The following is a 23989-nucleotide window of genomic DNA, read 5'->3' on the forward strand; positions in this document are numbered from 1 at the left end:
AAATTTTATAGGGTTAATAACTCAAATAGCTTTTCATTCGTCTTTGCGCTGCGCAATTGACGCAGAAATTGCTTATCTAACAGTTTTTGGCTTATTTCTGACAACGCAGCAAGGTATTCTTTACACAGATCCTCAGGAACAAATATAGCAAATAATATATCTACTTTGTTACCGTCATATGAATCATAATCGATACCTGATTCGCATTGTAAAAATACCGCTGTCGCAGGGGAGTCGCTAGATATTTTAACATGAGGAAGCGCAATGCCAGAGCCTACACCTGTAGAACCGATCTTTTCGCGGGCAATTAAACTTTCGAATAATTCCTGTGCATCTAAATTTAACTGCTCTGCAGCAATAATACTGATTTTTTCTAATGCACCTTTTTTACTGGTGCATGCCGTTTGGCAGAAGACGGAATCTTTATTTAATAAAGTAGATATTTTCATAATATATTTAACTGTATTCAACGAACGCGCGAGTTTAGCAGGTTAGTATTAAATGACTATAGTTAATCTCATTTTTATTTGCACTGCTCACTATTTAAAGTAATTGTTTACGTTGGTTAGAAGGCGGAATACCTAAAGATTCACGATATTTTGCAATAGTGCGTCGTGCAACCTGAATACCTTTTTCTTCTAATAATTGTGTTATCTTATTATCACTTAAGGGTTTATTTGTCGGCTCTGCCGCGACTAATTTTTTAATTAATGCACGAATCGCTGTTGATGAGCATTCACCGCCGCCATCCGTTGCAACATGACTTGAAAAGAAAAATTTTAATTCATAAATACCACGTGGAGTATGCATAAATTTTTGTGTTGTCACTCGGGATATGGTCGATTCATGCATTTCTACTTCAAAGGCAACATCATTTAATACCATCGGTTTCATGGATTCATCGCCATATTCGAAAAAGGCTTGTTGCTGTTGAACAATACAGTTAGATACTTTTAATAAAGTTTCATTACGACTTTCTAAGCTTTTAATAAACCATTTGGCTTCTTGCAAGTGACCTTTAATAAATTGTGAGTCAGTTTTGCTGATATTACCTTTACATAGACTAGCATATTGCTCGTTTATAGATAAGTTAGGATCACAATCTTGATTTAATGAAACACGCCATTGTCCGTTTATTTTTTTAACGTAAACATCAGGTACGATATATTGCGTTTCACTGGTTTCAATACTGTTACCAGGCCTTGGTTCTAAGCTCTGAATTAAACGCATTATTTCAGATAATTGGCTTTCTTTGAATTTGCTTTTTCTGGCTAATGTTCGATAGTCTCGATTACCGAGTAACTCCATATATTGCTCAAGAATTAAAATAGCTTCTTCGCGCCAAGGAGTGCTATCAGGTAATTGGCGTAGTTGAATTTGTAAGCATTCTTGAGTTGAACGTGCGGCAACGCCTAACGGATCAAAATGTTGAATACGTTTTAATACTACTTCAACTTCATCTAACTCTAAGCCTTCAAGATCAGCTTCTAAACTTTCTAGAATGCTTTCACAGCTTGTTGTTAAATAACCAGACTCATCAATTGAATCAATGATTGCCATGGCAATAACTTGATCGGTTTCAGTAAAAGGAGTGAGTTGCATTTGCCATAACAAGTGATCCTGTAATGAAGTCGAGGACTCACCTTGATAAACGGAATCTTCGCCGTCATAAGCTACAGCATTAGAGCTAGTACCTGTGATAGGTGTCGATGTGTATGACTCTTCCCACTCTTTTTCTGCCGGTAAATCATCGGAAAATTCTTGTTGTGAGATAGCCTCAGAAGTATCAAGTTGGCTACTGTCAGATTCTTTAACTGTTTCTTCTGAACCCGTTTGATCATCTTGTTCTAAGAGAGGATTGGAATCTAGCGCGTTTTGAATCTCTTGTTGTAGATCGAGTGTTGAAAGCTGCAACAATTTTATTGCTTGTTGTAATTGAGGAGTCATCGCTAATTGCTGACCCATTTTCAATTGTAAACCTTGTTTCATCAAAACATATATTCCTAGAACTTATTGCTCAATTAAAAATAACTATACCTTAAAGTTTAAATTCTTCACCTAGATAAACGCGTTTTACATGATCGTTTGCTAATATTTCGTCTTGCGTCCCAATAGCTATAATTTCTCCGTGACTTACGATATAAGAGTGCTCACACACGTCCAAGGTTTCACGGACATTATGGTCAGTAATTAATACACCTAATCCACGGTCTCGCAACTGTTGGATGATATTCTTAATATCGATAACCGAAATAGGGTCGACACCAGCAAAGGGTTCGTCAAGTAAAATAAATTTAGGTTCAGTCGCCAAGGCGCGCGCAATTTCAACTCGGCGGCGCTCGCCACCTGATAAACTCATGCCTTTATTATCTCGAATATGTGTAATATGAAACTCTTCGAGTAGCGTATTCAATTTTTCGTCTCGCTGTGCCTGCGTTAATTCTTTACGAGTTTGCAGAATACCCATGATATTTTCTGTCACAGTTAAGCGACGAAAAATAGAAGCTTCCTGTGGTAAGTAACCAATACCTTTTTGCGCTCGAATATGCATGGGATCACTGGATATATCTTGATCATCAATGATAATAGAGCCTTGATCTTGTTTAACTAAGCCAACAACCATATAAAATGAGGTGGTCTTACCTGCACCGTTAGGCCCTAATAAACCGACGATTTCACCTGTTTTAACTGTTAACCCTACACCATTAACAACAGTTCGGCCTTTATAGCTTTTTACTAATCCTGTCGCACGTAATTCAGCCATCTTTATTTTTCCTCTTTTATTGTTTTTGGTGTAGAGGAATTAGATGACTTTTTAGTTTTATCTTTTTCAAATTGAGCGGGTAAAAAAACCGTCTTAACACGTTCCTGCTTTGCTTTATCGGTGCTGACATTAAGCTCTTGAGACTCTAGGAAGTAGACAATTTTAGCGCCATTAATCTGGCTATCTAATTGTTTTATTTGCGCATTTTTGGTTAACGTTATTGTACCTTTTGCGACGTCATAAAGAATATGTTTTGCCTGTGCATCTAACGGTTTACCATCATCTTGAGTTTGATAGAAAGTAGCCAAATTACCTTCTGCTATCATCGTCTCATGGTTAGCTTGTTTACCACGTACAACAGTAAGTTTATCGGCTGTAATTTTAATTGAGCCTTGGGTGAGCAATACTTCATCGGTAAAGATGATGGTATTACTTTTCATGTTAGCATGTTGTTTTACCGATGAAACGTGAATAGGTTGATCAAAGTCAGACTCAATTGCAAGTGCACTTGCACTGAACAATGTGAAAGAAATAAGTGAAACTGCTAATTTATTTAGATTCATTAAAATATACCGCTTTTGTATTCGAATTAAGTGTCATTTCTTCTGTTTCCATCGATGCCCACATACCAACTCCTTGCTGACGCATTTGTGGTCCAGTCCAATTGACTTGTAATGGTGTGGTGATAATTTTGCTATCTAGCATCACCGTGGCTTCATCAGTAGACATTGTTTGTACGATCTGATCTTTACTTAAGTTTTCAATCAATACTTTACCTGAAAGTATCAATTTATATTTATCCGTTAACGTACCGTTTAAGCTAGTTAATTGCCATGTGGAAACGACACCGGTTTGTCTATTTTTGTTATAAACGATGACTTTAGGCGACTCAAAGTGAGTTGACTCATCTTCCGAATAGTTAGTCATTTTATCTGCAAAAACACGATAATCATTAAACCCCAGTTGATCATAATGCTGGCTTGTCACATCATCGGCGATATAACTTGGATGGTGCTCTGGTAATGAGGGCACCTCTGTTTCTGGTTTAATATACACCCAAAATACAAAGGCGACGATTAAAGCAATAAAAGGAATGCTTTGACGTTTATTCATTTATTCACTTTTACCTTGCGTCATAGATAGTTGACCATGGCATTGTAGGAATAGGTCACATATTTCACGTACCGCACCAAATCCACCTTTGGTTGTTGTCACTAAATCTGCCTGCTGAATCACCAACGGATGAGCATCATTAACAGCGACACCTAATCCAGAAAGCATCATGGCAGGTAAATCTACAACGTCATCACCGATATAGGCCGTTTGTTCTGGCGTTAATTGTAATTGCTCAAGTAATGAATGATAAACCGTTAACTTGTCATCTTTACCTTGAAAAATATGTTTAATACCTAATGCACTCATTCTATTTTTTACGATATTAGATTCTCTACCTGTAATAATCGCAACATCAATACCTTGTTGCATGATCGCTTTTAATCCAAAACCGTCTTTTGTATGAAATGCTTTTAATTCTTCACCATTATTTCCCATATAAATTCGACCATCTGAAAAAACACCATCAACATCACATACAAAAAGTTTTATTTTTTGTGCTCGTTGAAAATTAGTTGTGCTGATTTTTCCATAGGGTGTATCGATCATTTATAGGCTCTTTTTTAAATAGGTGGTGATTTTAGGGTAAAAATATCAAAATGTGTACATTAAGGCGAGCATTGTTTACTTGAGTATTTAACTGTCATCATAACAAGACTGCTTATTTTTAAATAGCGTAAACAAGACTAATACCTAGATTATTTAATTAATTCACTGACTAATCGATTAATGAACAACCTATATTAATTGAAAATAACCGCTATTCTCTGACTAATTTTTGCTTTTTTAGAACTTTATGGGGTAAATTCGCTCTAAATTGATACTTTACTGACTTTATCGTCGATTATTAATTGCCTTTCTTGTCTGAATTATTAGACTGAGCTTTCGTTTCCTTAGAGAAAATGTATTCATGCCAACATCACACATTGTTATCAATCAACTTAGTTTCTCGCGCCAGCAAAAGAAAATATTTGATAACCTCGATATGCAATTTGAACGAGGTAAAATTACTGCCGTGCTTGGGCCAAGTGGAATAGGTAAAACTACCTTATTAAAATTAATCGGTGGACAGATCCCCGCGGACAGTGGCGAAGTTATTTTTAATGGCACATCTATTCACCAATGTTCACAAAAAGCGCTTTATGAAGTTAGAAAAAAAATGGGGATGTTATTTCAAAGCGGTGCTTTATTTAATGATCTGACTGTATTTGAAAATGTCGCCTTTCCGCTACGAGAACATACTCAGTTAGATGAAAAGCTCTTAACAACATTAGTGTTAATGAAACTCAATGCCGTCGGTTTACGTGGTGCAAAGGACCTGCATCCCTCACAATTGTCAGGGGGGATGGCGAGGCGTATTGCGTTAGCACGTGCGATTGCGCTAGATCCTGAAGTGATCATGTATGATGAACCTTTTACTGGTCAAGATCCTATTTCAATGAATGTATTATTAAAACTAGTAAAACAACTTAATGATACCTTAGGCTTGACCTCCATCATTGTTTCTCATGATGTCAATGAGGTGCTATCGATTGCTGACAACGTGTATGTATTTGCAGAGAAAAAAATCATCGCTGAAGGCTCTGTTGAGGAAGTGTTAGCGCAAAAAGATAATGCATTATTACAACAATTTTTAGCTGGTGCAGTGCAAGGTCCTGTTCCATTTCATATGCCTGCTGATGACTATCAAGCAGACTTAGAAAAGGCGAATCTATAATGCAACAAGGGGGACTGCAATTGTTACAAAATATTGGTGCATTTACGTTACAACAAATCGGAGGTGCTGGGAAATCGGCGTTGATGTTTTATCGTACGTTATTTACTAAGCCTCACCCTAAATTATTTAGTTTGTGTATTAATCAACTATATCATTTAGGTATTTTATCCTTACCTATTATTGTCACTGCCGGCCTGTTTATTGGTATGGTGCTGAGTTTACAAGGTTATTATGTCTTAGTGGATTATGCGGCGGAAGAAAGTTTAGGTAGCATGGTTGCGCTATCATTATTACGCGAACTAGGGCCTGTTGTCGCAGCCTTGCTATTTGCTGGAAGAGCCGGCTCGGCATTAACCGCTGAAATTGGTTTAATGCAAAGTACTGAGCAAATTGCGAGTATGGAAATGATGGCGGTTTCTCCATTAAAACGAGTTATTGCACCACGCCTCATTGCAGGTATTGTTGCATTACCTTTATTAACACTTATTTTTAATGTTGTGGCTATCTGGGGCGGTTATTTAATTGGTGTGAGCTGGATGGGGATTGATGGTGGTGCTTTCTGGTCGGTTATGGAAGGCAGCGTTAATTTCGGTCCTGATGTGCTCAATGGTATAATCAAAAGTCTTATCTTTGCTGTTATTGTTACTTGGGTTGCTTTATTTAATGGTTTTCACGTTATCCCTAATGCACAAGGCATTAGTAGAGCAACCACAAAAACCGTGGTGTTAGCTTCATTACTCGTTTTAGGAATGGATTTTTTACTAACTGTTATTATGTTTGGAGGCTAAAATGCCACAGAAAAAATTAGAAATATGGGTTGGATTATTTGTTGTTGCAGCGATAGCCTCTTTTGTCGTGTTAGCATTTAGTGTCGCAGGATTATCGTTTAAAGGTGAAGGTAATAGTTATACGTTACAAGCTAATTTTAATAATGTCGGTGGATTAAAACCACGTGCACCGGTTAAGTTAGGAGGGGTTGTTGTTGGACGTGTTGAATCAATTTCTTTAGACAAAGAATCTTATACACCGCTAGTGACACTTTCAATGTTTGAAAAACAAGGTTTTTATCCTGAAACTTCTTCACTTGCTATTTTAACTTCTGGTTTATTAGGTGAGCAATATGTTGGTATTAAACCTGGTTTTATCGATGACGGTATTGAAATGTTAGCAAACGGCGACATGATTGAAGATACTAAGTCTGCATTGGTGCTTGAAGATCTAATTGGGCAGTTTATTTACTCTATTAATAATAAGGACGACTAATGCGTTTATTTATTTATGTTTTTGCATTTTTATATTCTCTATCATTTTCACTGATCGCAAGTGAGAGTGACATTACCAACCCTAATCAAGTACTACATTCAGTATCAACGACTACTTTTAAGCGCTTAAACGATGAAAAAAGCCGCTTACAGAGTGAACCTGAATATATTAAGGTGATCATCAAAGAGGAACTTATTCCTTTCTTTGATTACAAATACACTGCCTATAGTGTGGTAGGGCCTAATCTAAAAAATACAACGCCTGAGCAGCGCGAACAGTTTGTCGATGCTTTTCTTGCATACTTAATCAATGCTTATGGACACATATTAGGTAAATACGATCAACAATCACTGTTGATACTTGATATTAATAACTTTAAGGGTAAGAAAATTGTCAGTATTCCTGTTAGAATGACCGACAATAATGGACAAGTAACGCAATTAGATTTTAAATTGCGTAACAATTCAAAAACAGGTGAATGGAAAGTTTTTGATGTGATTGCGGAAGGTGTCAGCATGTTAGATACCAAAAAATCTGAATTACGACCATTGATCCAAAAACAAGGGATTGATGAAGTGATCAAACTACTATTAGAGAAAAATAGTGAGTTTGTATCATGAGCAACGACCTGTTGCTTAGTCTAGATTTATTGCTCGCTAATTTAAGTGAGCAAACATACCCTGCGATAGAGACTTACCAAGCGGTTAATAATGTCGATTTATCTCAAATAACTAAAATTGATTCTGCTGGTGTCGCTTACTTAGTGCAAATTAAAACCAAATACCCTGCGCTGAAGTTGATTAATGCTTCGGACAAATTACGCATTCTCGCTGAGCTTTATGGTGTAGAAAACCTTTTTGAAAAATAGTGGTTTATTATGAATACAGAAAAAATTAAAGAGAAGTTGGAGCAAGCTCTAACATTAGATGTTTGTATTGTTAAAGGTGACAGTGGCACTTTTCAAGTGATCGCAGTCAGTGACATGTTTATTGACATGAGTCGTGTTAAAAAACAACAAACAATTTATGCTCATTTAGCGGATGATATTGCTACCAATGCAATCCATGCGTTAACCATTAAAGCATTAACGCCAGATGAGTGGCAAAAACAAAAACATTTTATTTAGTAGGTTAATAAGGATTTTCATGGGTCAATTTATTATTCAAGGTGGCTGCCAGTTAAATGGCGAGGTAACTATTTCTGGGGCAAAAAATGCCGCATTACCAATCCTATTTGCTACTTTATTATCTGAAGGTGATATTACATTAAGTAATGTACCTCTTTTAAAAGATATCTCTACAACGCTTGAGTTGTTGCAAGAACTCGGTGCAACCACACATCAAGATAAGCATACAGTAAAAATTAATGCTAAAGGTGTTAAAAACTATACCGCTTCGTATGAGTTAGTAAGAAGTATGCGAGCTTCTATTTTAGCATTAGGGCCTTTGGTTGCTCGTTTTGGTGAAGCTGACATTTCGCTACCAGGTGGTTGTGCGATTGGGGCTCGTCCAGTGAATCTTCATATTCACGGTTTAGAGCAAATGGGCGCAACGATTAAAGTTGAAGATGGCTTTATTAAAGCGCGTGTTGACGGACGTTTAAAGGGCTGTCATCTATACATGGATCTAGTGAGCGTAACAGGCACGGGTAATTTAATGATGGCAGCTGCGCTAGCCGAAGGTGTTACTACCATTGAAAATGCAGCGAAAGAGCCAGAAATTGTTGATCTTGCTAATTTCATTAACGGTATGGGTGGTAAAATATCAGGTGCTGGTACTGATACCATTACTATTGAAGGTGTTGAAACCCTAGGTGACTGTACTTACCAAGTACAACCTGATCGCATTGAAACCGGTACATTTTTAGTGGCTGGCGTTGTGAGTGGCGGTAAAGTACGTTGTCTCAAAACTGATCCTCAGCTCTTAACCGCTGTTCTGTCTAAGCTTGAAGAAGCTGGAGCGTTAGTGACAACTGGTGATGACTGGATTGAAGTTGATATGACTGGCCGCACTTTAAAATCAGTTAATATTACCACAGCTCCACATCCTGCATTCCCTACGGATATGCAAGCACAATTTACAGTACTTAATACGGTTGCGCCAGGCACTGGACGAATCAAAGAAAATATCTTTGAAAACCGTTTTATGCACGTACCTGAGCTAATTCGTATGGGTGCTAACATCGAGTTAGATGGCAATTTAGCTATTTGTGGTGATAACGATAAGTTAAGCGGCGCAATCGTCATGGCAACTGATTTACGAGCATCTGCTAGCCTTGTTATTGCTGGTTTAATTGCACAGGGCGAAACAATTGTTGATGAAATTTATCATATCGACCGTGGCTATGAAGCGATTGAAGATAAATTGATTCCATTGGGTGCAAAAATGCGTCGTGTAGAGTCTTAATTGATATAGCGTATTTTTGATATTGATGAGAAAGATAAAAAGAAAGCTAAGGCTTTCTTTTTTATTATCTAATTTTTAAGAATAATCGATTGTGCTGTGCTTTATTAACAGTATGAGGTAGTTGATTTGGCTGCTTCAGTTACTGAAGTTGTCACAGCTGCTTATGCCAGATCTAAAATCAAACATATCATTGATAGCTTTTATTGTTGTAATTCACCAATCATGACATCAAGGACTTGTTCTTTACCCTCTCTTAAAATTGTTATTTTTGTTGCAGAACCAGGTTTGATTTTAGCTATTTTATCCATGGTTACAATTAAGTTAATTGCATCTTTATCATCAATTTTTAGAATAATGTCATTCTTTTGCATACCGGCTTTTTGTGCTGGTCCGTTGTCGACTATTTTTTTAACTATAATACTATTTTTCGCCTCTAGCCCCCATAAGCGAGCCAGTAAGGGATCTAAATTCTCCGCTTCAATACCTAATGAGCCACGAATTACTCGTCCATCTTGAATTAGACTCTGCATGACAAATTTTACTAGACGGTAGGGGATGGCAAAACTAATGCCGTAAGTCACGTTACGTGTACCTGTGTAAAATTCTGACGTGTTAATCCCAACAAGTTCTCCGTAACTATTGATCAACGCACCGCCGGAATTACCTTCATTAATAGCTGCATCGGTTTGAATAAAGTCTTGTCGTCCTGTGCTGCTCATCCCGCTGCGACCAGTTGCACTGATCACGCCTTGAGTAATGGTTTGACCAAGATTGTAAGGGTTGCCAATAGCTAATACTAGATCTCCGATTTCTGCAATATAATCAGAGTTTTGTGGGATCACTGGAAGGTTGTTTGCTTCGATTTGTAATACTGCAAGGTCAGTGATCACATCACTACCAATTACATTAGCAGTGAATAAACGACCGTCCTGTAAAGCAATTAAGATTTGGTCTGCTTCAGAGATAACATGGTGATTAGTGACAATATAACCTCTCTTATCAAGGATGATACCAGAGCCTAAACCCGTAGGTTGTAACTGTTGTTTAGAACCCACGCTAGAGTCTATATATTGCTGAGAATAAATGTTAACAACTGATGGTGCTGCTCTTTTTACTGCATCAGAGTAACTAATAAGTGCTGGTTTATAACTACGATCATTTTCTAAGCTCTTATATATTTTTGGCCCATAAATAATCAGCGCGGCAAGGAACAATCCCCACAGAACAGGTTTAACTAGATAATTAACGTATTGTATTAGCTTCATATTTTTGACTAATGGGTAATGAATACAAAAAATGGAAGCTTAGTATATAGAAAACTATGCACAGACGGAAAATTAGTTTTTAATTAATGGGAATTTGCACAAAAAAAAACATCGCCCTGAAGCGATGTTTGATTAATTTATTTTCTTATTTTAATCGCTCAAAGAGCGACTAATCATTAAGAAATAACGTGTACAGAAGAAGTATTAGTTGTACCAGAAGAAACTAGTGCACCCGTTACCATCACGACTTTATCGCCTGTAACCACTAAACCTTGCTCTTTAGCTAAATCCATACCTAATTTGTAGAACTCTTCCATTGTTGCTTGTTGCTCGATAACTTTTGCAGAAACACCTTTAGTTAATGCTAATTGTTGACGAGTTTTAGCATTACTAGTTAATGCTAAAATAGGCATTGATGGGAAATATTTACGAATTGAACGTGCTGATTTACCTGCACCTGTCGCAACAATAATTAATTTCGCACCTAGCTGCTCTGCGTTTTTAACTGCACCGCTACATACTGCTTCAGTTATACGAAGGTCCGCATCTTTTTCTTCTACTACTGGATGAAGTACGCTGTCAGTACGTGCACAGATAGAAGCCATTATTTCCACTGCTTCAGCAGGGTATTTACCTTTAGCTGACTCCCCTGAAAGCATTACTGCATCTGTACCATCGATAATGGCATTCGCAACATCGCCAGCTTCAGCACGTGTTGGACGTGGGTTTTTGATCATGGAATCAAGCATTTGTGTTGCTGTAATAACAGGCTTACGTGCTTTGTTCGCTTTCTCAATCATCATTTTTTGTGCAAAGATCACTTCTTCAACAGGTATCTCAACACCTAAATCACCACGAGCAACCATGATTGCGTCAGAAACCGCTAGGATCTCATCAAAATTATCAACGCCTTCTTGGTTTTCAATTTTAGAGATGATTTGAATATTTTCGCCGCCGTTTGCTTTTAATAGCTCACGGATTTCTAATACATCTTCTTTTTTACGAATAAATGAAGCTGCAATAAAGTCTACATTTTGCTCACAACCAAAAATCAAATCGCCTTTATCTTTTTTAGACAATGCAGGTAGTTGAACTTTAACACCAGGCAGATTAACACCCTTGTTTTCGCCTAACTCACCCGTATTCATTACTGTACAGATAACGTTAGTATCAGTGATGCTTTTTACTGTCATTTCAATTAGACCATCGTCTAACAATACAGTGTTTCCAATAACAAGATCTTTTGTTAAGTTTTCGTAAGTTACTGCAACGATAGTGTTATCACCAACGATTGTTTGGTCTGTAGAAAGCGTGAATTCTTGACCTGCAGTTAATAATACGTCATTACCGTTTTCTAATTTGACAGTACGGATTTCCGGGCCTTTAGTATCTAAAAGAACAGCAACATTTTTACCAGTTTCTTCACACACTTCGCGGATACGTGTAATTCGAGTACCATGTTCGATGAAGTCACCGTGTGAAAAGTTAAGACGCATTACATTCATGCCGTTCTCAACTAGTTTTGTTAACATTTCTTTAGATTCTGATTTTGGACCTATCGTACATACAATTTTAGTTTTTCTCACCGTCTTTTCTCCAAGAGTGATTGTGCTTTTATTACTTATATTATTTACAGTTTTCTTTAATTTTCTTTTTTATTCTTTAGGGCGCGTATTTTACAAGAAATTTTTCAATAAAAAATGATTTATGATCAATAAATCTCCGTTATGTAGATATATATCTAAATTAAGCAGATATATATCCAAATTTTCTGTAAATTTATTACATTTTCTAGTTGAGCCTAGTCCAAAATAATATAAATGAGTCTGTTATTACGCATTATATTTAATGCTCTCATATTTTTAGCCTGCTCCAGTGCAGAAATAAGTTCCGCTTGATTACTGATAGCAGTCTTATTGACCGCTATTATTTTATCGTTTTCAAGTAAACCTATACGGCTTGCCATTGAATTTGGTTTTACTTCTACTACATTGACGCCAGCAACTGATTGCCCGGGTGCTATATCTTTTAAGATCGCACCTTCAAAAATAACCGGTAGAATAGGCGTTAATTTTGCTTTTGCAGTTGTTGTGTTGCCGCCTAATATAACGTTAATATTTTTATATTTATTGTCTTGAATCACGCTTAGGCTTACTTTTTTTCCTGAACTTAAAGTTCCTATTTTTGCACGTAATGCTGCAAATGACTTTATAGCTGTTCCATTGATTGCGGTAATCACATCTCCTGCTTTTAAACCGGCTTTATCGGCAGCTGAATCAGGAGTGACTTGATAGATAAACGCACCTTTTGTTACATCTAATGAAAAGCTTTTAGCTAAATCTGGTGTTACTTCGCCACCCTTAATACCCAAAATACCTCGGCGAATTTCGCCAAACTCAAGTAATTGTTGTGTGAGGTTTTTAACCATGTTCGATGGAATTGCAAAAGCGATACCAATGTTGCCGCCATTAGGGCCCAATATAGCAGTATTAATACCAATTAATTCGCCATTTAAGTTAAGTAGTGCACCACCAGAGTTACCGCTATTAATAGCTGCATCTGTTTGAATATAATTTTCTAGGTTTTGTAAATTAAGACCACTACGCCCTAATGCACTGACAATACCCGAGGTAACCGTTTGCCCTAAACCAAAGGGGTTGCCGATGGCAATGGTAAAGTCACCGACCTGTAATTGGTCCGAATTTGCAAATGTGATCGCAACTAAAGGTTGCTTACTTTTTATTTGCAATAAAGCAATATCACTTTGTGGATCTTGACCAATGACAGTGGCTTTATATTGATGCCCTGAAGTTAAGCTGATAACGATATCATCTGCATTTTCAATCACATGGTAATTGGTGATGATATATCCTTGCTGTGCATCAATAATCACGCCGGATCCTAATCCTGAAAATTGTTGTGGAGGACGTTGAGGCTGTAAAAACTCTAATAATTCATTAGGTACTCCCGGAGTTGCTGTACTTTCACCAAATACTGAAATATCAACCACGGCGGGACTTACTTTTTTAATCAGAGGGGCTAATGTGGGTAATGCTTTACCATTGATGTTATTAGGTAAGGCGGCAATGGAGTTAAAGCTAGTGATTATTAAAATCACCAATAAAAGGGAATGTTTAAAAACACGCATTGGGGCTCCTTGTAAATGATGATCAAAGCATCTGTTATTTGTTCATTATAAAAGATAATGATGATGATTAATGACATTTCAACTGTTTAAATAATGTTACTACTAACCTTTATTAAGTTGTTAACCATTGCATCAGTATTTCGAGAGATAAACCGCAAAACCTATTTCCGATCGCCTTTGGTACTATTTAAATAGTGCTAAAATATGTTATATAAAGATTAACTTACTGAATTATTAAGACATTAATGTGACGCCACTTTCTTTATATCAAGCCGACTTATTAAAACCCAACTTTTTTGCAGATCCTGCTCAATTGCAAGCCGTTACTATGTTGCAACGGTTATATGATGATTTATTACAAAATCAGACTAAGCCCGTACAAAAAAGTTCACTATTACAGCGACTGTTTAAGACCACTAACTCGTCTAAATCTGAGATCAAAGGTCTGTACTTTTACGGTGGGGTAGGGCGCGGTAAAACTTACCTTGTAGATTTATTTTTTCATGGCCTTAAAACAGAGCGTAAGCAACGTTTACATTTTCATCATTTCATGCTGCAAGTCCATAAACAGTTAACCTTATTGCAAGGGCAGTCAGACCCATTAAAAGAAATTGCTAAGCAGTTTGCGAGTAAAACAGACATTATCTGTTTTGATGAATTTTATGTAGAAGATATTACCGATGCGATGATATTAGCAGGTATGTTTGAAGCATTATTTGCACAAGGTGTGGTATTAGTTGCAACTTCTAATATACATCCCAACAATTTGTATCGAAATGGCTTGCAACGGGCACGATTTTTACCTGCAATTGAGTTAATTAATCAGCACTGTGAAATATTTAATCTAGATGGTGGAAAAGATTATCGATTAGGACGATTAATCGAAGCTGAAATTTATCATTATCCGTTAGATAAAAATGCAGCAATTCAAATCAAAAATAGTTTTGAAACCTTTGCTGCCGCTGATAAAGAGTATCAACAGGCGATAGTTATTAATGACCGTTCGTTAAATACAATCGCCTTTAGTAACGATACATTAAGCATTGAATTTAGCGAGCTGTGTGATGGCCCTCGCAGTGTGCATGACTATATCGAACTAGCTATTTTATATCGAACAGTATTGGTGTCGAATATTCCTAAAATGGATGACCAACATAACGATCTAACACGCCGTTTTATTGCCATGGTTGATGAATTTTACGATCGCAACGTGGTCCTTATTATTTCCGCAGAAGTGGACGTGTTGGAATTGTATCATGGCACTCGCCTTGCTTTTGAATTCCAACGCTGTGTTTCTCGGTTATTAGAAATGCAGAGTAAAGCCTACCTAAGTAAAGCCCATCATCTTGATTTATAAGCATTACTTTATAAACTTTGAGTTCTATTTTTATTAAAAAGTAGAACTCAAATCATGTGTTTGTATGGGGAATGGTTATAGGCATTTTAGGTCTGCAATGAAGCTTTTATAATAGTAAATCCTTGCCTGTTAAAAACTTGTACATAAATATGTAATAAACAGGTGATCTCTGTTGTAGTTTTCTATACAATATGGCCGCCCACGTTATCCACCTCCCCAATTGTAATGGTGGATCTGTTTACGCTAGACGTATTCGAAGGGATACGGAAAGGCGAAAAATACATTTTTGACTGCAATTATGCTGTCATATTTTTTTAAATCATTAATTTGGGTATAACTTAATGAAAACTTTTGTTGCAAAACCAGCTGAAGTAAAACGCGACTGGTTCGTAGTTGACGCTGAAGGTAAAACACTAGGTCGTTTAGCTACTGAAATCGCTTTACGTTTACGCGGTAAACATAAAGCTGAATACACTCCTCACGTTGATACTGGCGATTACATTATCGTTATCAATGCTGAGAAAGTTACTGTAACTGGTAACAAAGCTAAAGGTAAAATTTACTACCACCACACAGGTTTCATCGGTGGCATTAAAGCAATTAGCTTTGAAGACTTAATCGTACGTGCTCCTGAGCGTGTTATTGAAAAAGCTGTAAATGGTATGTTACCACGTGGTCCTTTAGGCCGCGCAATGTACCGTAAATTGAAAGTTTATGCTGGTTCTGAGCATCAACATTCTGCACAGCAACCACAAGTTTTAGACATCTAATAGGAATATAAAACAATGGCAAATCAATACTACGGCACAGGTCGTCGCAAAAGCTCTACAGCTCGTGTGTTTATGAAAGCAGGTAGTGGTCAAATCACTATCAACAAACGTAACTTAGATGAATACTTTGGTCGTGAAACTGCATGTATGGTTGTTCGTCAACCATTAGTGTTAGTAGACTCTGCTGAAAAATTCGACCTAAACATCACTGTTAAAGGTGGTGGTACAACTGGTCAATCTGGTGCAATCCGTTTAGGTATCACTCGCGCATTAATGCAGTTTGATGAAACACTACGTTCTGAATTACGTGGTGCAGGATTTGTAACTCGTGATGCTCGTAAAGTTGAACGTAAGAAAGTCGGCTTACATAAAGCACGTAAACGTCCACAATTCTCTAAACGTTAATTTCGTTTTTACGAATTGCAAAAAAGCCCAGTTTATACTGGGCTTTTTTTTGCTTGTTTTTTAATGGTATGAGCCTTAAGGTTAGGCAATAAATAATAAGAGGAGAAAATAATGCTGAACGTGGCGATGGTTGAAAAGTTGAATGAGCAAATTAACCTAGAGTTCTACTCTTCAAACTTGTACTTACAAATGAGTGCTTGGTGTGAAGATAAAGGTTATGAAGGTGCTGCGGAAATGTTGCGTAAGCATGCAACAGAAGAGATGGAGCATATGAACCGCTTATTTACTTACGTTAGTGAAACAGGTGCGTTACCTATTTTAGGCTCAATTGATGCACCCCCTGTTGGTTTTAAATCTTTGAAAGAAGTATTTGAAGAAACCTATGAGCATGAATGTTTGATCACCAGAAAGATAAATGAATTAACACATGTTGCTTTCACTACTCATGACTACTCAACATTTAATTTTTTACAGTGGTATGTTGCTGAGCAGCACGAAGAAGAGAAATTATTTAAAGGCATTCTAGATAAAATCGATTTAGTTGGAGAAGATGGTAAAGCCTTGTATTGGATCGATAAAGATCTTGCTGAAATTGCAAAATCGGGTGCGACTTCAATTATGGATAATGCTGTTTAAGCTGATAAAATTGAGTCGTTTCTTGCTTATAGAGCAAATCTAATGAGAGCATGGTCAATTAAGCCATGCTTTTTTGTATTTCCCCCTCAAAAGTAATGTTAATGGCTTGTAAATGGCAAGCGACTTCTTTAAAATTCAGCGAGTTTTTATGCAAACATTCGTAATTCATAATTCAACGGATTGATGTATACCCCCCAGTTTTGTAATTTTTGAACTGCTTTTTTAGTAGCTCACAATGGAGATGGTTAAATGAGCAATGCGCCTGTTAATTCTGGTCGTCGCAAGTTTCTGACACTAACAACAGGAGTTGTTGGTGGAATAGGGGCTGCTGCAGTGGCAGTACCTTTTGTGAAATCTTGGAGTCCAAGTGAAAAAGCTAAAGCTGCTGGTGCGCCAGTTAGTGTAGATATTAGCAAAATCCAGCCAGGTCAGTTAATTCGTGTCGAATGGCGTGGTAAACCGGTATGGGTAGTTTCTCGTACACAAAAAGTCATTGATGAACTCGCGACATTAGATAGTAAATTACGAGATCCTCAATCAGCAGAACCACAACAGCCTGAATATGTTAGTAAATCTGGGCGTTCTTTGAAGCCTGATTTATTTGTTGCTGTGGGTATCTGTACTCACCTTGGGTGTTCTCCAACTTACTTACCAGATTCATTTGGTGAGCAAGTTGAGGGTGTAGAATCTGGTTTTTTCTGCCCTTGTCATGGTTCAAAATTTGATATGGCAGGACGCGTATTCCAAAATGTACCTGCACCATTAAACCTCGTTATACCACCACATTATTATGTATCTGATACAACGATTCTTATTGGCTTAGACAAAGGAGATGCCTAATGCTTAAAAAATTAGCGATGGGCGGCATTGACTGGATTGATGCACGTATTCCGATGACGGATACGTGGAACAAACATCTAGCGCAATACCCTACACCAGTAAACTTTAACTTCTGGTATTTTTTTGGTTCATTAGCAATGTTAGTGCTAGTTAACCAAATTCTAACTGGTATCTGGTTAACAATGCACTATAACCCTTCTGCTGAAGGTGCGTTTGCATCAATCGAATACATTATGCGTGATGTACCTTACGGTTGGTTATTACGTTACATGCATTCAACCGGTGCATCTGCTTTCTTCGTGGTTATCTATTTACATATGTTCCGTGGCTTAATTTACGGTTCATACCAAAAGCCGCGTGAATTAATTTGGATCTTCGGTATGTTGATCTTCTTAGTGTTGATGGCTGAAGCATTCATGGGTTACTTATTACCTTGGGGACAAATGTCTTTCTGGGGTGCTCAAGTAATTATTTCATTATTCGGTGCGATCCCTGTTATTGGTGATGACCTAACACTTTGGATCCGAGGTGATTACGTTATTTCTGGTGCAACGCTTAATCGTTTCTTTGCGTTACATGTAGTTGCATTACCATTAGCCTTAGTGGCTTTGGTATTCCTACATATTGTTGCGCTACATGAAGTGGGTTCAAATAACCCTGATGGTGTAGAGATTAAACAGAAGAAAGGTTCTGCCTCTGAAGAAGCTAAAGGTAAGTTCACGTTCCACAAGCAATACAGTGGTAAAAAAGATATTATTGATGCGATTCCTTTCCACCCATATTTTACGGTGAAAGATATCATGGGCGTGTCGGCATTTTTAATCTGTTTTGCGGCAGTGATCTTCTTTATTCCAGAGGGCGGCGGTTTCTTTCTTGAGCCACCTAACTTTGAAGCTGCAAATGGTTTGAAAACACCAGCACACATTGCACCAGTTTGGTATTACACGCCGTATTACGCCATTCTACGTGCGATACCTGATAAATTGATTGGTGTTGTGTTCTTTGGTGGTTCAATTGCGATCCTATTCTTATTACCGTGGTTAGATCGCTGTAAAGTTAAATCAATACGTTACCGTAGTTGGATTCATAAACTAAATATTACACAGTTCATTATCTGTTTCATCGTATTAGGTGTACTAGGTGCATTAGCCGCAACACCGTTATATACGCTTATTGCACAGATTGCATCTGTCGGATATTTTGGATTCTTTATTGCACTGTTCTTGTACAGTAAAAATGAAAAAACCAAACCATTACCAACGAGGTTGACACACTAATGAAAAAATTATTGATCGCCTTAGTGGCACTTTTACCGAGTTTAGTATTTGCAGCAGGTACAGCGGTTCATTTAGATAAAGCTAACTATGATTTAACGGATAAAGCATCATTGCAAAACGGTGCAAAATTATTCATGAACTACTGTTCTGCTTGTCACTCAACTGCGCATCAACGCTACCAACGTGTTGCGACTGATTTAGGGATCCCAGATCAGTTAATGAAAGACAACCTAATTTTTACAAATAGTAAAATTGGGGAGTTAATGACAAACAGCATGGATAAAAAAGATGCGGCTAAATGGTTTGGTAATGCACCATTAGATTTAACCTTGGAAGCACGTTTACGTGGACCAGATTGGATTTATACTTACCTACGTTCTTTTTATAAAGATCCTGCTCGCCCATTTGGTGTGAACAATGTTGTCTTTAAAGATGTGGGTATGCCGCATGTATTGGAAGAGTTACAGGGGATTCCAACTGCCGTTTTCGAAACTACTGTTGATGAAAAAGGCGTTGAACACCACCAAGTTGTGGCACTGGAAAGTGTCGAGTCGGGTGAGATGTCATCCGATGAGTATGACCGAGCGGTGTTAGATCTGGTAAACTTCCTAGTCTATTCAGGTGAGCCGAATAAACTAGAGCGTCAAAGCTTAGGTTTTTGGGTAATTGGTTTCCTAATTATCTTATTTGTACTGAGTTACTTATTGAAGAAAGAGTACTGGCGCGATATTCACTAATCGCCGACACACTTTCTCTATTATCTTATCGGCAATGGTGTCACTATGACGTCATTGCCGTTTGTGTTTTTTAAACACTTAATTTTTTAACTACTAGGGGTATTCCATGGCCGTAGCTGTAAATAAACGTTCAGTAATGACGTTGTTCTCAGGACCATCTGACTTATATAGTCATCAAACTCGCATCGTATTAGCTGAAAAAGGTGTCAATGTTGACATCACAACAGTAGACGAAGAGAACCCATCTGAGGAGTTAGCTGAGTTAACACCAAATAGTGATGTACCAACATTAGTTGACCGTGAATTAGTTTTATATAACTCACGTATCATTATGGAATATTTAGATGAGCGTTTCCCACATCCACCATTAATGCCTGTATACCCAGTTGAACGAGCTAAAAGCCGTCTACTGATGCAACGTATTGAAAGTGAATGGTATCCTTTAGTAGCACTCATCATGTCAGGTAATGAAACTAAAGCTGAACCTGCTCGTGTAAAATTACGTGCTAAAATTCTTGAAGTTGCACCTGTATTTGAACATTTTGCTTATTTCATGTCTGAAGAGTTTACGATTGTTGATTGTTACATGGCTCCTTTACTATGGCGTCTACCTGAGTTAAAAATTGACTTAGGTTACGACAACGTAACGGGCTTGAAGAGTTACATGGTTAAAGTATTCGAACGTGAATCATTCCAAGCATCAATGACTGAAACTGAACGCGAAATTCGTATCGGTGCTTAATTCTTAATTTTGTAGGTATTTTATATGTCGGAAATGTTAGTACAACGTCCTTATTTAATGCGTGCTTTCTATGACTGGATAGTTGATAGTGAATGCACGCCTAATGTAATTGTCGATGCGACCAAACCACATGTTGATGTACCATTACAATTTGTAGAAAATGGTAAAATCGTATTAAATATTGCGCCGCGCTCTGTGGTTGATTTTTCATTAGATGATAATGCGTTATCCTTTAATGCTCGATTCTCAGGCATACCAACACAAGTTTATGTGCCTATGTATGCTATTGAGGGGATTTATGCGCGTGAGAATGGCGCAGGTACTATTTTCCCCGATGAGCCAGCATATGATGAATCTGATGTGCCTATGCAAGTCGTTGAAGATAAGAAACAAGTACAACAGGATACAAAAGGTGCTAACACAAAAGGTAATAACAAAAAATCGTTCCTTACTGTCGTTAAGTAACTAAATAGTATTTACAGCATATAAAACATTTAGTTATACCTTTTTAAAAACCGAGCTTGCTCGGTTTTTTTATGCCTTTTGTTTTTAACGTCGTAATACAATTCAGCTAAATAGCGAGTCATTGTTGTTGGTTAAAATAGATCACTCTGGGTTAGATATTTTGCAAAGAGAACAATTATTTGACGCAATTTTTGCTTTAAGTGGATGTGTTTTTCCTTGGCAATAATTGGTCCTATACTTATACCATTAACTCCGCTAGCTAACTGATCAATCTTACTGGTTAAAAGGAGCTATTTTCGCGTTAAAAACTGTGTAAAGGAAGCAACCGTTTACGGAAATTTTACCTTAAACTAGCTCCTTTTTCCTACGTAATATTTGATCATTAAATTAACGGAATTAATGATATTAGTGACATTAATGGTATAACTGGCCATCTAATCTGGTTATGTGGATTTAGGTATTAAACAAGAAATGATTAAAGACTAGTTTATGAAAGCAAAAAGCCGATAATAGGTTATGTTATCGGCTTTATTGTATGTATTGAGTCAGGCCTTAAAAAGGCTACCAACTTAACCTTTAATTATCATCACTGTGTTTCTATTAAAGGTGTTTCTGCAAAATGCTTTTTAGAAAAAGCAACGCGTTCTTCCACGGTCATTTTGTCTGCATCCTTTAAGCTTTCGACTAATTTAAGGCGAGGTAAGATACCTGTACCATTAGCAATTTGAATAGCCAATCCTGGGCGTGCATTGAGTTCTAATAGCATCGGGCCGATATCGCGATCTAATACCATATCCGTCCCTAGGTATCCCATTCCTGTCATCTCGTAACAACTTGCTGCTAAGTAAATCAAACGCTCCCAACTAGGCACTACAAGTAACTTTAGCTCTTTATCCGTGTCTGGGTGACGTTCAACTGGCAAGTCGAACTGAACTGCATTAATAGCCTTTCCTGTGGCGATATCAATACCAACACCGACAGCACCTTGATGTAAATTTGCTTTACCATCGGAAGCGGCCGTTGAAAGGCGCATCATTGCCATCACAGGAAAACCTTTAAATACAATAACGCGTACATCAGGTACACCTTCAAAGCTAAAACCATCAAATGCACTATCGAATTGAATTAAACCTTCGATTACAGCAACATCTGCGCTACCACCTAAGCTGAATAAGCCCGCTAAGATATCAGTCACATGGCGTTTGATCTCTGAAAGACTTTCTTCATTACCATTGGATTTGTAATAGCGACCATTTTTAACTTTGGTAACAACAAGAATCCCCTTACCACCACTGCCTTTAGCAGGTTTTATTACAAACCCAGGAGTATTGGTAATAAACTGTTCGACGGTTTCTACTTCCGCTTGCATGGTAATCACACCTAAAAGGGCTGGTGTGGTGACATTTGCATCACGTGCAATAATTTTAGTTTTTAATTTATTATCCACTAAAGGATATAAACGTCTAGGGTTGTAACGGCCTATATATCGGCTGTTACGTTCATTCATCCCCATTATGCCTTTTTTCTTTAACTTAAAAGGGCTACAGAAAAACATGCGCTACCCCTTATCCACTAATGGCTTGAAGCGGCGTAATTCTAGTAAGCGGTATCCAGTATAACTGCCTAGTAAAAGCACTAGTGCCATAACCACAAATTGCAGTCCAATAAAGTTAAACATCAGGTGTCTAGTGACATCATTACTCATTACGAAGTAAGCAAATACAGCTACGATCAAACTACCACCACCTTGCTTGAATACTTCTTTAGCACCTTCCTCTTCCCATAATACTGACATACGCTCAATGGTCCAAGACAAGATAATCATTGGGAAGAAGGTGATTTTAAGGCCTTCAGTTAATCCAAGTTTGTAAGACAAAACACCAAACATCGCAATCAATAGAATAACCATAATAATCACGGTGGAAATACGCGACACCAGTAATAAATTTAGGTGCGAAAGGTAGGAGCGAATAAATAAACCGACAGCAACTAACATCACAAAGCCGACAATGCCTGTGATCAAACTAGTTTGAATGAACGCCATTGCGATCAACACCGGCATGAAAGTACCAGATGTTTTTAAACCAATCAAAACACGCATCATAACCACGATCAGCACACCTAATGGAATCATTAAAATGCCTTTAAACAAAGACTGATCTTCAATCGGTAAACTATGGATCGAGAAATTGAATAAATGCTCATTATCATTTTTTTGCAAAATAGCTGCTAATGCTGGTTGGTCTTGCTGAATCATTGAGAAACTAACTTTAGAATTTACTCCTCCGGTTAATTCTAATAATGCTTTACCACTTTGATCCCACAATAATAGATCTTTACGAGCTACTTCTTGAAGGCTTGATGCATCAAATAAGCGAGACTCAATTTTTCCATTTTTTTCTTGAAAAACTTCAATCAAGGGCTGCAAATGCTGACGGCGACGACCATCTTCTAAAACTAACGCTCCGACTTTTTTAGTGGGAATCTTCGCTTCGTTAAGTAATCCAACCAGAATGTTTGTTTTAGAGTTTTTAGAAGCAAGTACCAATCTAATACTTTGATTAGGTTGTTCTGCATTTAATTGTTTTAAAATTTCACGAGTAAAACTAAAAGCATCAGCACTGGTTTTAAAGGCATCTTTAATAATATCAGTACCAGCAGCTAGGCCAGCAGCACCATATTCAGGATCAAATAGCTCAGGCATTTTAGTGATAGGTTGATCTACACTCTCGCTATCGACTAGTAGCTGAATATTGTAATAAAGTGTTTGAGGGCCTGTCGCTTGGCGAATTGTCCACTGTGCTTGTGGTTTATTATCTTCATATAAAAAAGATAAACCGTAACCCGGAGAAGCTGCATTTTGACTAATTTGCGTATAGCCCGCTTGGCTATTTGGTGTGCTCAATGAGGCGAGCACAGGTTTTCCGGTCGCTTCAAATTCAATCTTGGCATCAATATTCCAGACTGACCGTGTTTCACCTGGCATCCAAGGGATATCAAAAGCCAAATGGCGCTGTACTGTTTGAAACACACCCAGTAAAAAAAGTCCTGCTACCAAGGTGAAAAAGAAAATACGAGCATTCAT

The 23989-nt window shown here is 37.5% G+C and carries 27 protein-coding genes; 16 read left to right on the top strand and 11 right to left on the bottom strand.

Going from position 1 to position 23989, the window contains the following annotated elements; translation table 11 throughout:
* Nucleotides 1–5: 5 nt before the first annotated feature.
* The 6 genes from ptsN to kdsC all read right to left on the bottom strand — a co-directional run bounded on the left by ptsN (nt 6) and on the right by kdsC (nt 4426).
* Nucleotides 6–449, bottom strand: coding sequence for a PTS IIA-like nitrogen regulatory protein PtsN (gene ptsN / locus H592_RS0103245; protein WP_028867494.1), 444 nt, complete (start codon nt 447–449; stop codon nt 6–8).
* 94 nt (nt 450–543) lie between these two features.
* Nucleotides 544–1989 carry an RNA polymerase factor sigma-54 gene (locus H592_RS0103250; RefSeq protein ID WP_028867495.1) on the bottom strand — a complete coding sequence of 482 codons (1446 nt, stop codon included), beginning with the start codon at nt 1987–1989 and terminating at the stop codon, nt 544–546.
* Nucleotides 1990–2038: 49 nt separating this feature from the next.
* Complete coding sequence (gene lptB / locus H592_RS0103255) at nt 2039–2764, bottom strand: LPS export ABC transporter ATP-binding protein (RefSeq protein ID WP_028867496.1); 726 nt, start codon at nt 2762–2764, stop codon at nt 2039–2041.
* A gap of 2 nt (nt 2765–2766) precedes the next feature.
* Nucleotides 2767–3327: a lipopolysaccharide transport periplasmic protein LptA gene (lptA, locus tag H592_RS21420; protein WP_051368937.1), complete on the bottom strand. Its 561-nt coding sequence runs from the start codon at nt 3325–3327 to the stop codon at nt 2767–2769.
* Nucleotides 3314–3877: an LPS export ABC transporter periplasmic protein LptC gene (gene lptC, locus H592_RS0103265; RefSeq protein WP_028867497.1), complete on the bottom strand. Its 564-nt coding sequence runs from the start codon at nt 3875–3877 to the stop codon at nt 3314–3316. The genes lptA and lptC overlap by 14 nt, the downstream gene beginning before the upstream one ends.
* Nucleotides 3878–4426 (bottom strand): 3-deoxy-manno-octulosonate-8-phosphatase KdsC, encoded by a 549-nt coding sequence (gene kdsC / locus H592_RS0103270; RefSeq protein WP_028867498.1) that lies wholly within the window; start codon nt 4424–4426, stop codon nt 3878–3880.
* Nucleotides 4427–4787: 361 nt separating this feature from the next.
* Here kdsC and H592_RS0103275 point away from each other — a divergent pair, with 361 nt between their 5' ends.
* The 7 genes from H592_RS0103275 to murA are packed head-to-tail and all read left to right on the top strand — an operon-like array spanning nt 4788 to nt 9262.
* Nucleotides 4788–5594: an ATP-binding cassette domain-containing protein gene (locus H592_RS0103275; RefSeq protein ID WP_028867499.1), complete on the top strand. Its 807-nt coding sequence runs from the start codon at nt 4788–4790 to the stop codon at nt 5592–5594.
* Complete coding sequence (gene mlaE, locus H592_RS0103280; protein WP_037070800.1) at nt 5594–6382, top strand: lipid asymmetry maintenance ABC transporter permease subunit MlaE; 789 nt, start codon at nt 5594–5596, stop codon at nt 6380–6382. Before H592_RS0103275 ends, mlaE begins: the two co-directional genes overlap by 1 nt.
* 1 nt (nt 6383) lies before the next feature.
* Nucleotides 6384–6857 (top strand): outer membrane lipid asymmetry maintenance protein MlaD, encoded by a 474-nt coding sequence (gene mlaD / locus H592_RS0103285; RefSeq protein WP_028867501.1) that lies wholly within the window; start codon nt 6384–6386, stop codon nt 6855–6857.
* Entirely contained in the window at nt 6857–7477 is a 621-nt protein-coding gene (locus tag H592_RS0103290; RefSeq protein WP_028867502.1) for an MlaC/ttg2D family ABC transporter substrate-binding protein, read from the top strand. Before mlaD ends, H592_RS0103290 begins: the two co-directional genes overlap by 1 nt.
* The gene (locus H592_RS0103295) at nt 7474–7725 is read left to right on the top strand and encodes an STAS domain-containing protein (RefSeq protein WP_037070801.1); all 252 of its coding nucleotides are present in this window, start codon (nt 7474–7476) and stop codon (nt 7723–7725) included. Before H592_RS0103290 ends, H592_RS0103295 begins: the two co-directional genes overlap by 4 nt.
* A 9-nt stretch (nt 7726–7734) precedes the next feature.
* Nucleotides 7735–7983, top strand: a complete 249-nt coding sequence (locus H592_RS0103300) for a BolA family protein (RefSeq protein WP_028867504.1) — start codon at nt 7735–7737, stop codon at nt 7981–7983.
* A gap of 19 nt (nt 7984–8002) precedes the next feature.
* Nucleotides 8003–9262 carry a UDP-N-acetylglucosamine 1-carboxyvinyltransferase gene (gene murA, locus H592_RS0103305; protein ID WP_028867505.1) on the top strand — a complete coding sequence of 420 codons (1260 nt, stop codon included), beginning with the start codon at nt 8003–8005 and terminating at the stop codon, nt 9260–9262.
* 200 nt (nt 9263–9462) lie between these two features.
* Here murA and degS read toward each other — a convergent pair whose 3' ends face one another.
* The 3 genes from degS to H592_RS0103320 form a co-directional block, all read right to left on the bottom strand.
* A complete protein-coding gene (gene degS, locus H592_RS0103310; RefSeq protein WP_028867506.1) occupies nt 9463–10527 on the bottom strand; it encodes an outer membrane-stress sensor serine endopeptidase DegS in 1065 nt (354 codons plus the stop codon).
* Between the two features lie 176 nt (nt 10528–10703).
* The gene (gene pykF, locus H592_RS0103315; RefSeq protein WP_028867507.1) at nt 10704–12113 is read right to left on the bottom strand and encodes a pyruvate kinase PykF; all 1410 of its coding nucleotides are present in this window, start codon (nt 12111–12113) and stop codon (nt 10704–10706) included.
* Nucleotides 12114–12328: 215 nt separating this feature from the next.
* A complete protein-coding gene (locus H592_RS0103320) occupies nt 12329–13675 on the bottom strand; it encodes a DegQ family serine endoprotease (protein WP_028867508.1) in 1347 nt (448 codons plus the stop codon).
* Between the two features lie 247 nt (nt 13676–13922).
* On the opposite strand from H592_RS0103320, the gene zapE reads away from it, so the two are divergent.
* The 9 genes from zapE to H592_RS0103365 all read left to right on the top strand — a co-directional run bounded on the left by zapE (nt 13923) and on the right by H592_RS0103365 (nt 20904).
* Nucleotides 13923–15032, top strand: a complete 1110-nt coding sequence (zapE, locus tag H592_RS0103325) for a cell division protein ZapE (protein WP_028867509.1) — start codon at nt 13923–13925, stop codon at nt 15030–15032.
* A gap of 341 nt (nt 15033–15373) precedes the next feature.
* Entirely contained in the window at nt 15374–15802 is a 429-nt protein-coding gene (gene rplM, locus H592_RS0103330) for a 50S ribosomal protein L13 (protein WP_028867510.1), read from the top strand.
* Nucleotides 15803–15817: 15 nt separating this feature from the next.
* The gene (rpsI, locus tag H592_RS0103335) at nt 15818–16207 is read left to right on the top strand and encodes a 30S ribosomal protein S9 (protein ID WP_025565144.1); all 390 of its coding nucleotides are present in this window, start codon (nt 15818–15820) and stop codon (nt 16205–16207) included.
* Between the two features lie 111 nt (nt 16208–16318).
* Nucleotides 16319–16843: a non-heme ferritin gene (gene ftnA / locus H592_RS0103340; protein WP_028867511.1), complete on the top strand. Its 525-nt coding sequence runs from the start codon at nt 16319–16321 to the stop codon at nt 16841–16843.
* Between the two features lie 249 nt (nt 16844–17092).
* Nucleotides 17093–17683, top strand: a complete 591-nt coding sequence (petA, locus tag H592_RS0103345; protein WP_028867512.1) for a ubiquinol-cytochrome c reductase iron-sulfur subunit — start codon at nt 17093–17095, stop codon at nt 17681–17683.
* Nucleotides 17683–18960 carry a cytochrome b gene (locus H592_RS0103350; protein ID WP_028867513.1) on the top strand — a complete coding sequence of 426 codons (1278 nt, stop codon included), beginning with the start codon at nt 17683–17685 and terminating at the stop codon, nt 18958–18960. The genes petA and H592_RS0103350 overlap by 1 nt, the downstream gene beginning before the upstream one ends.
* The gene (locus H592_RS0103355; protein WP_028867514.1) at nt 18960–19697 is read left to right on the top strand and encodes a cytochrome c1; all 738 of its coding nucleotides are present in this window, start codon (nt 18960–18962) and stop codon (nt 19695–19697) included. The genes H592_RS0103350 and H592_RS0103355 overlap by 1 nt, the downstream gene beginning before the upstream one ends.
* Nucleotides 19698–19803: 106 nt before the next feature.
* Nucleotides 19804–20439, top strand: coding sequence for a stringent starvation protein SspA (gene sspA, locus H592_RS0103360; protein WP_028867515.1), 636 nt, complete (start codon nt 19804–19806; stop codon nt 20437–20439).
* A 33-nt stretch (nt 20440–20472) separates the two neighbouring features.
* Nucleotides 20473–20904, top strand: coding sequence for a ClpXP protease specificity-enhancing factor (locus tag H592_RS0103365; RefSeq protein WP_156916065.1), 432 nt, complete (start codon nt 20473–20475; stop codon nt 20902–20904).
* Nucleotides 20905–21490: 586 nt separating this feature from the next.
* Here the strand turns inward: H592_RS0103365 and H592_RS0103370 are convergent.
* Both H592_RS0103370 and H592_RS0103375 read right to left on the bottom strand, forming a co-directional pair.
* A complete protein-coding gene (locus H592_RS0103370; RefSeq protein WP_028867517.1) occupies nt 21491–22459 on the bottom strand; it encodes an alpha-L-glutamate ligase-like protein in 969 nt (322 codons plus the stop codon).
* A 3-nt stretch (nt 22460–22462) separates the two neighbouring features.
* The gene (locus H592_RS0103375) at nt 22463–23989 is read right to left on the bottom strand and encodes an inactive transglutaminase family protein (RefSeq protein ID WP_028867518.1); all 1527 of its coding nucleotides are present in this window, start codon (nt 23987–23989) and stop codon (nt 22463–22465) included.

This window comes from Psychromonas arctica DSM 14288 (assembly GCF_000482725.1).
GTDB classification, from domain to species: Bacteria; Pseudomonadota; Gammaproteobacteria; order Enterobacterales; family Psychromonadaceae; genus Psychromonas; species Psychromonas arctica.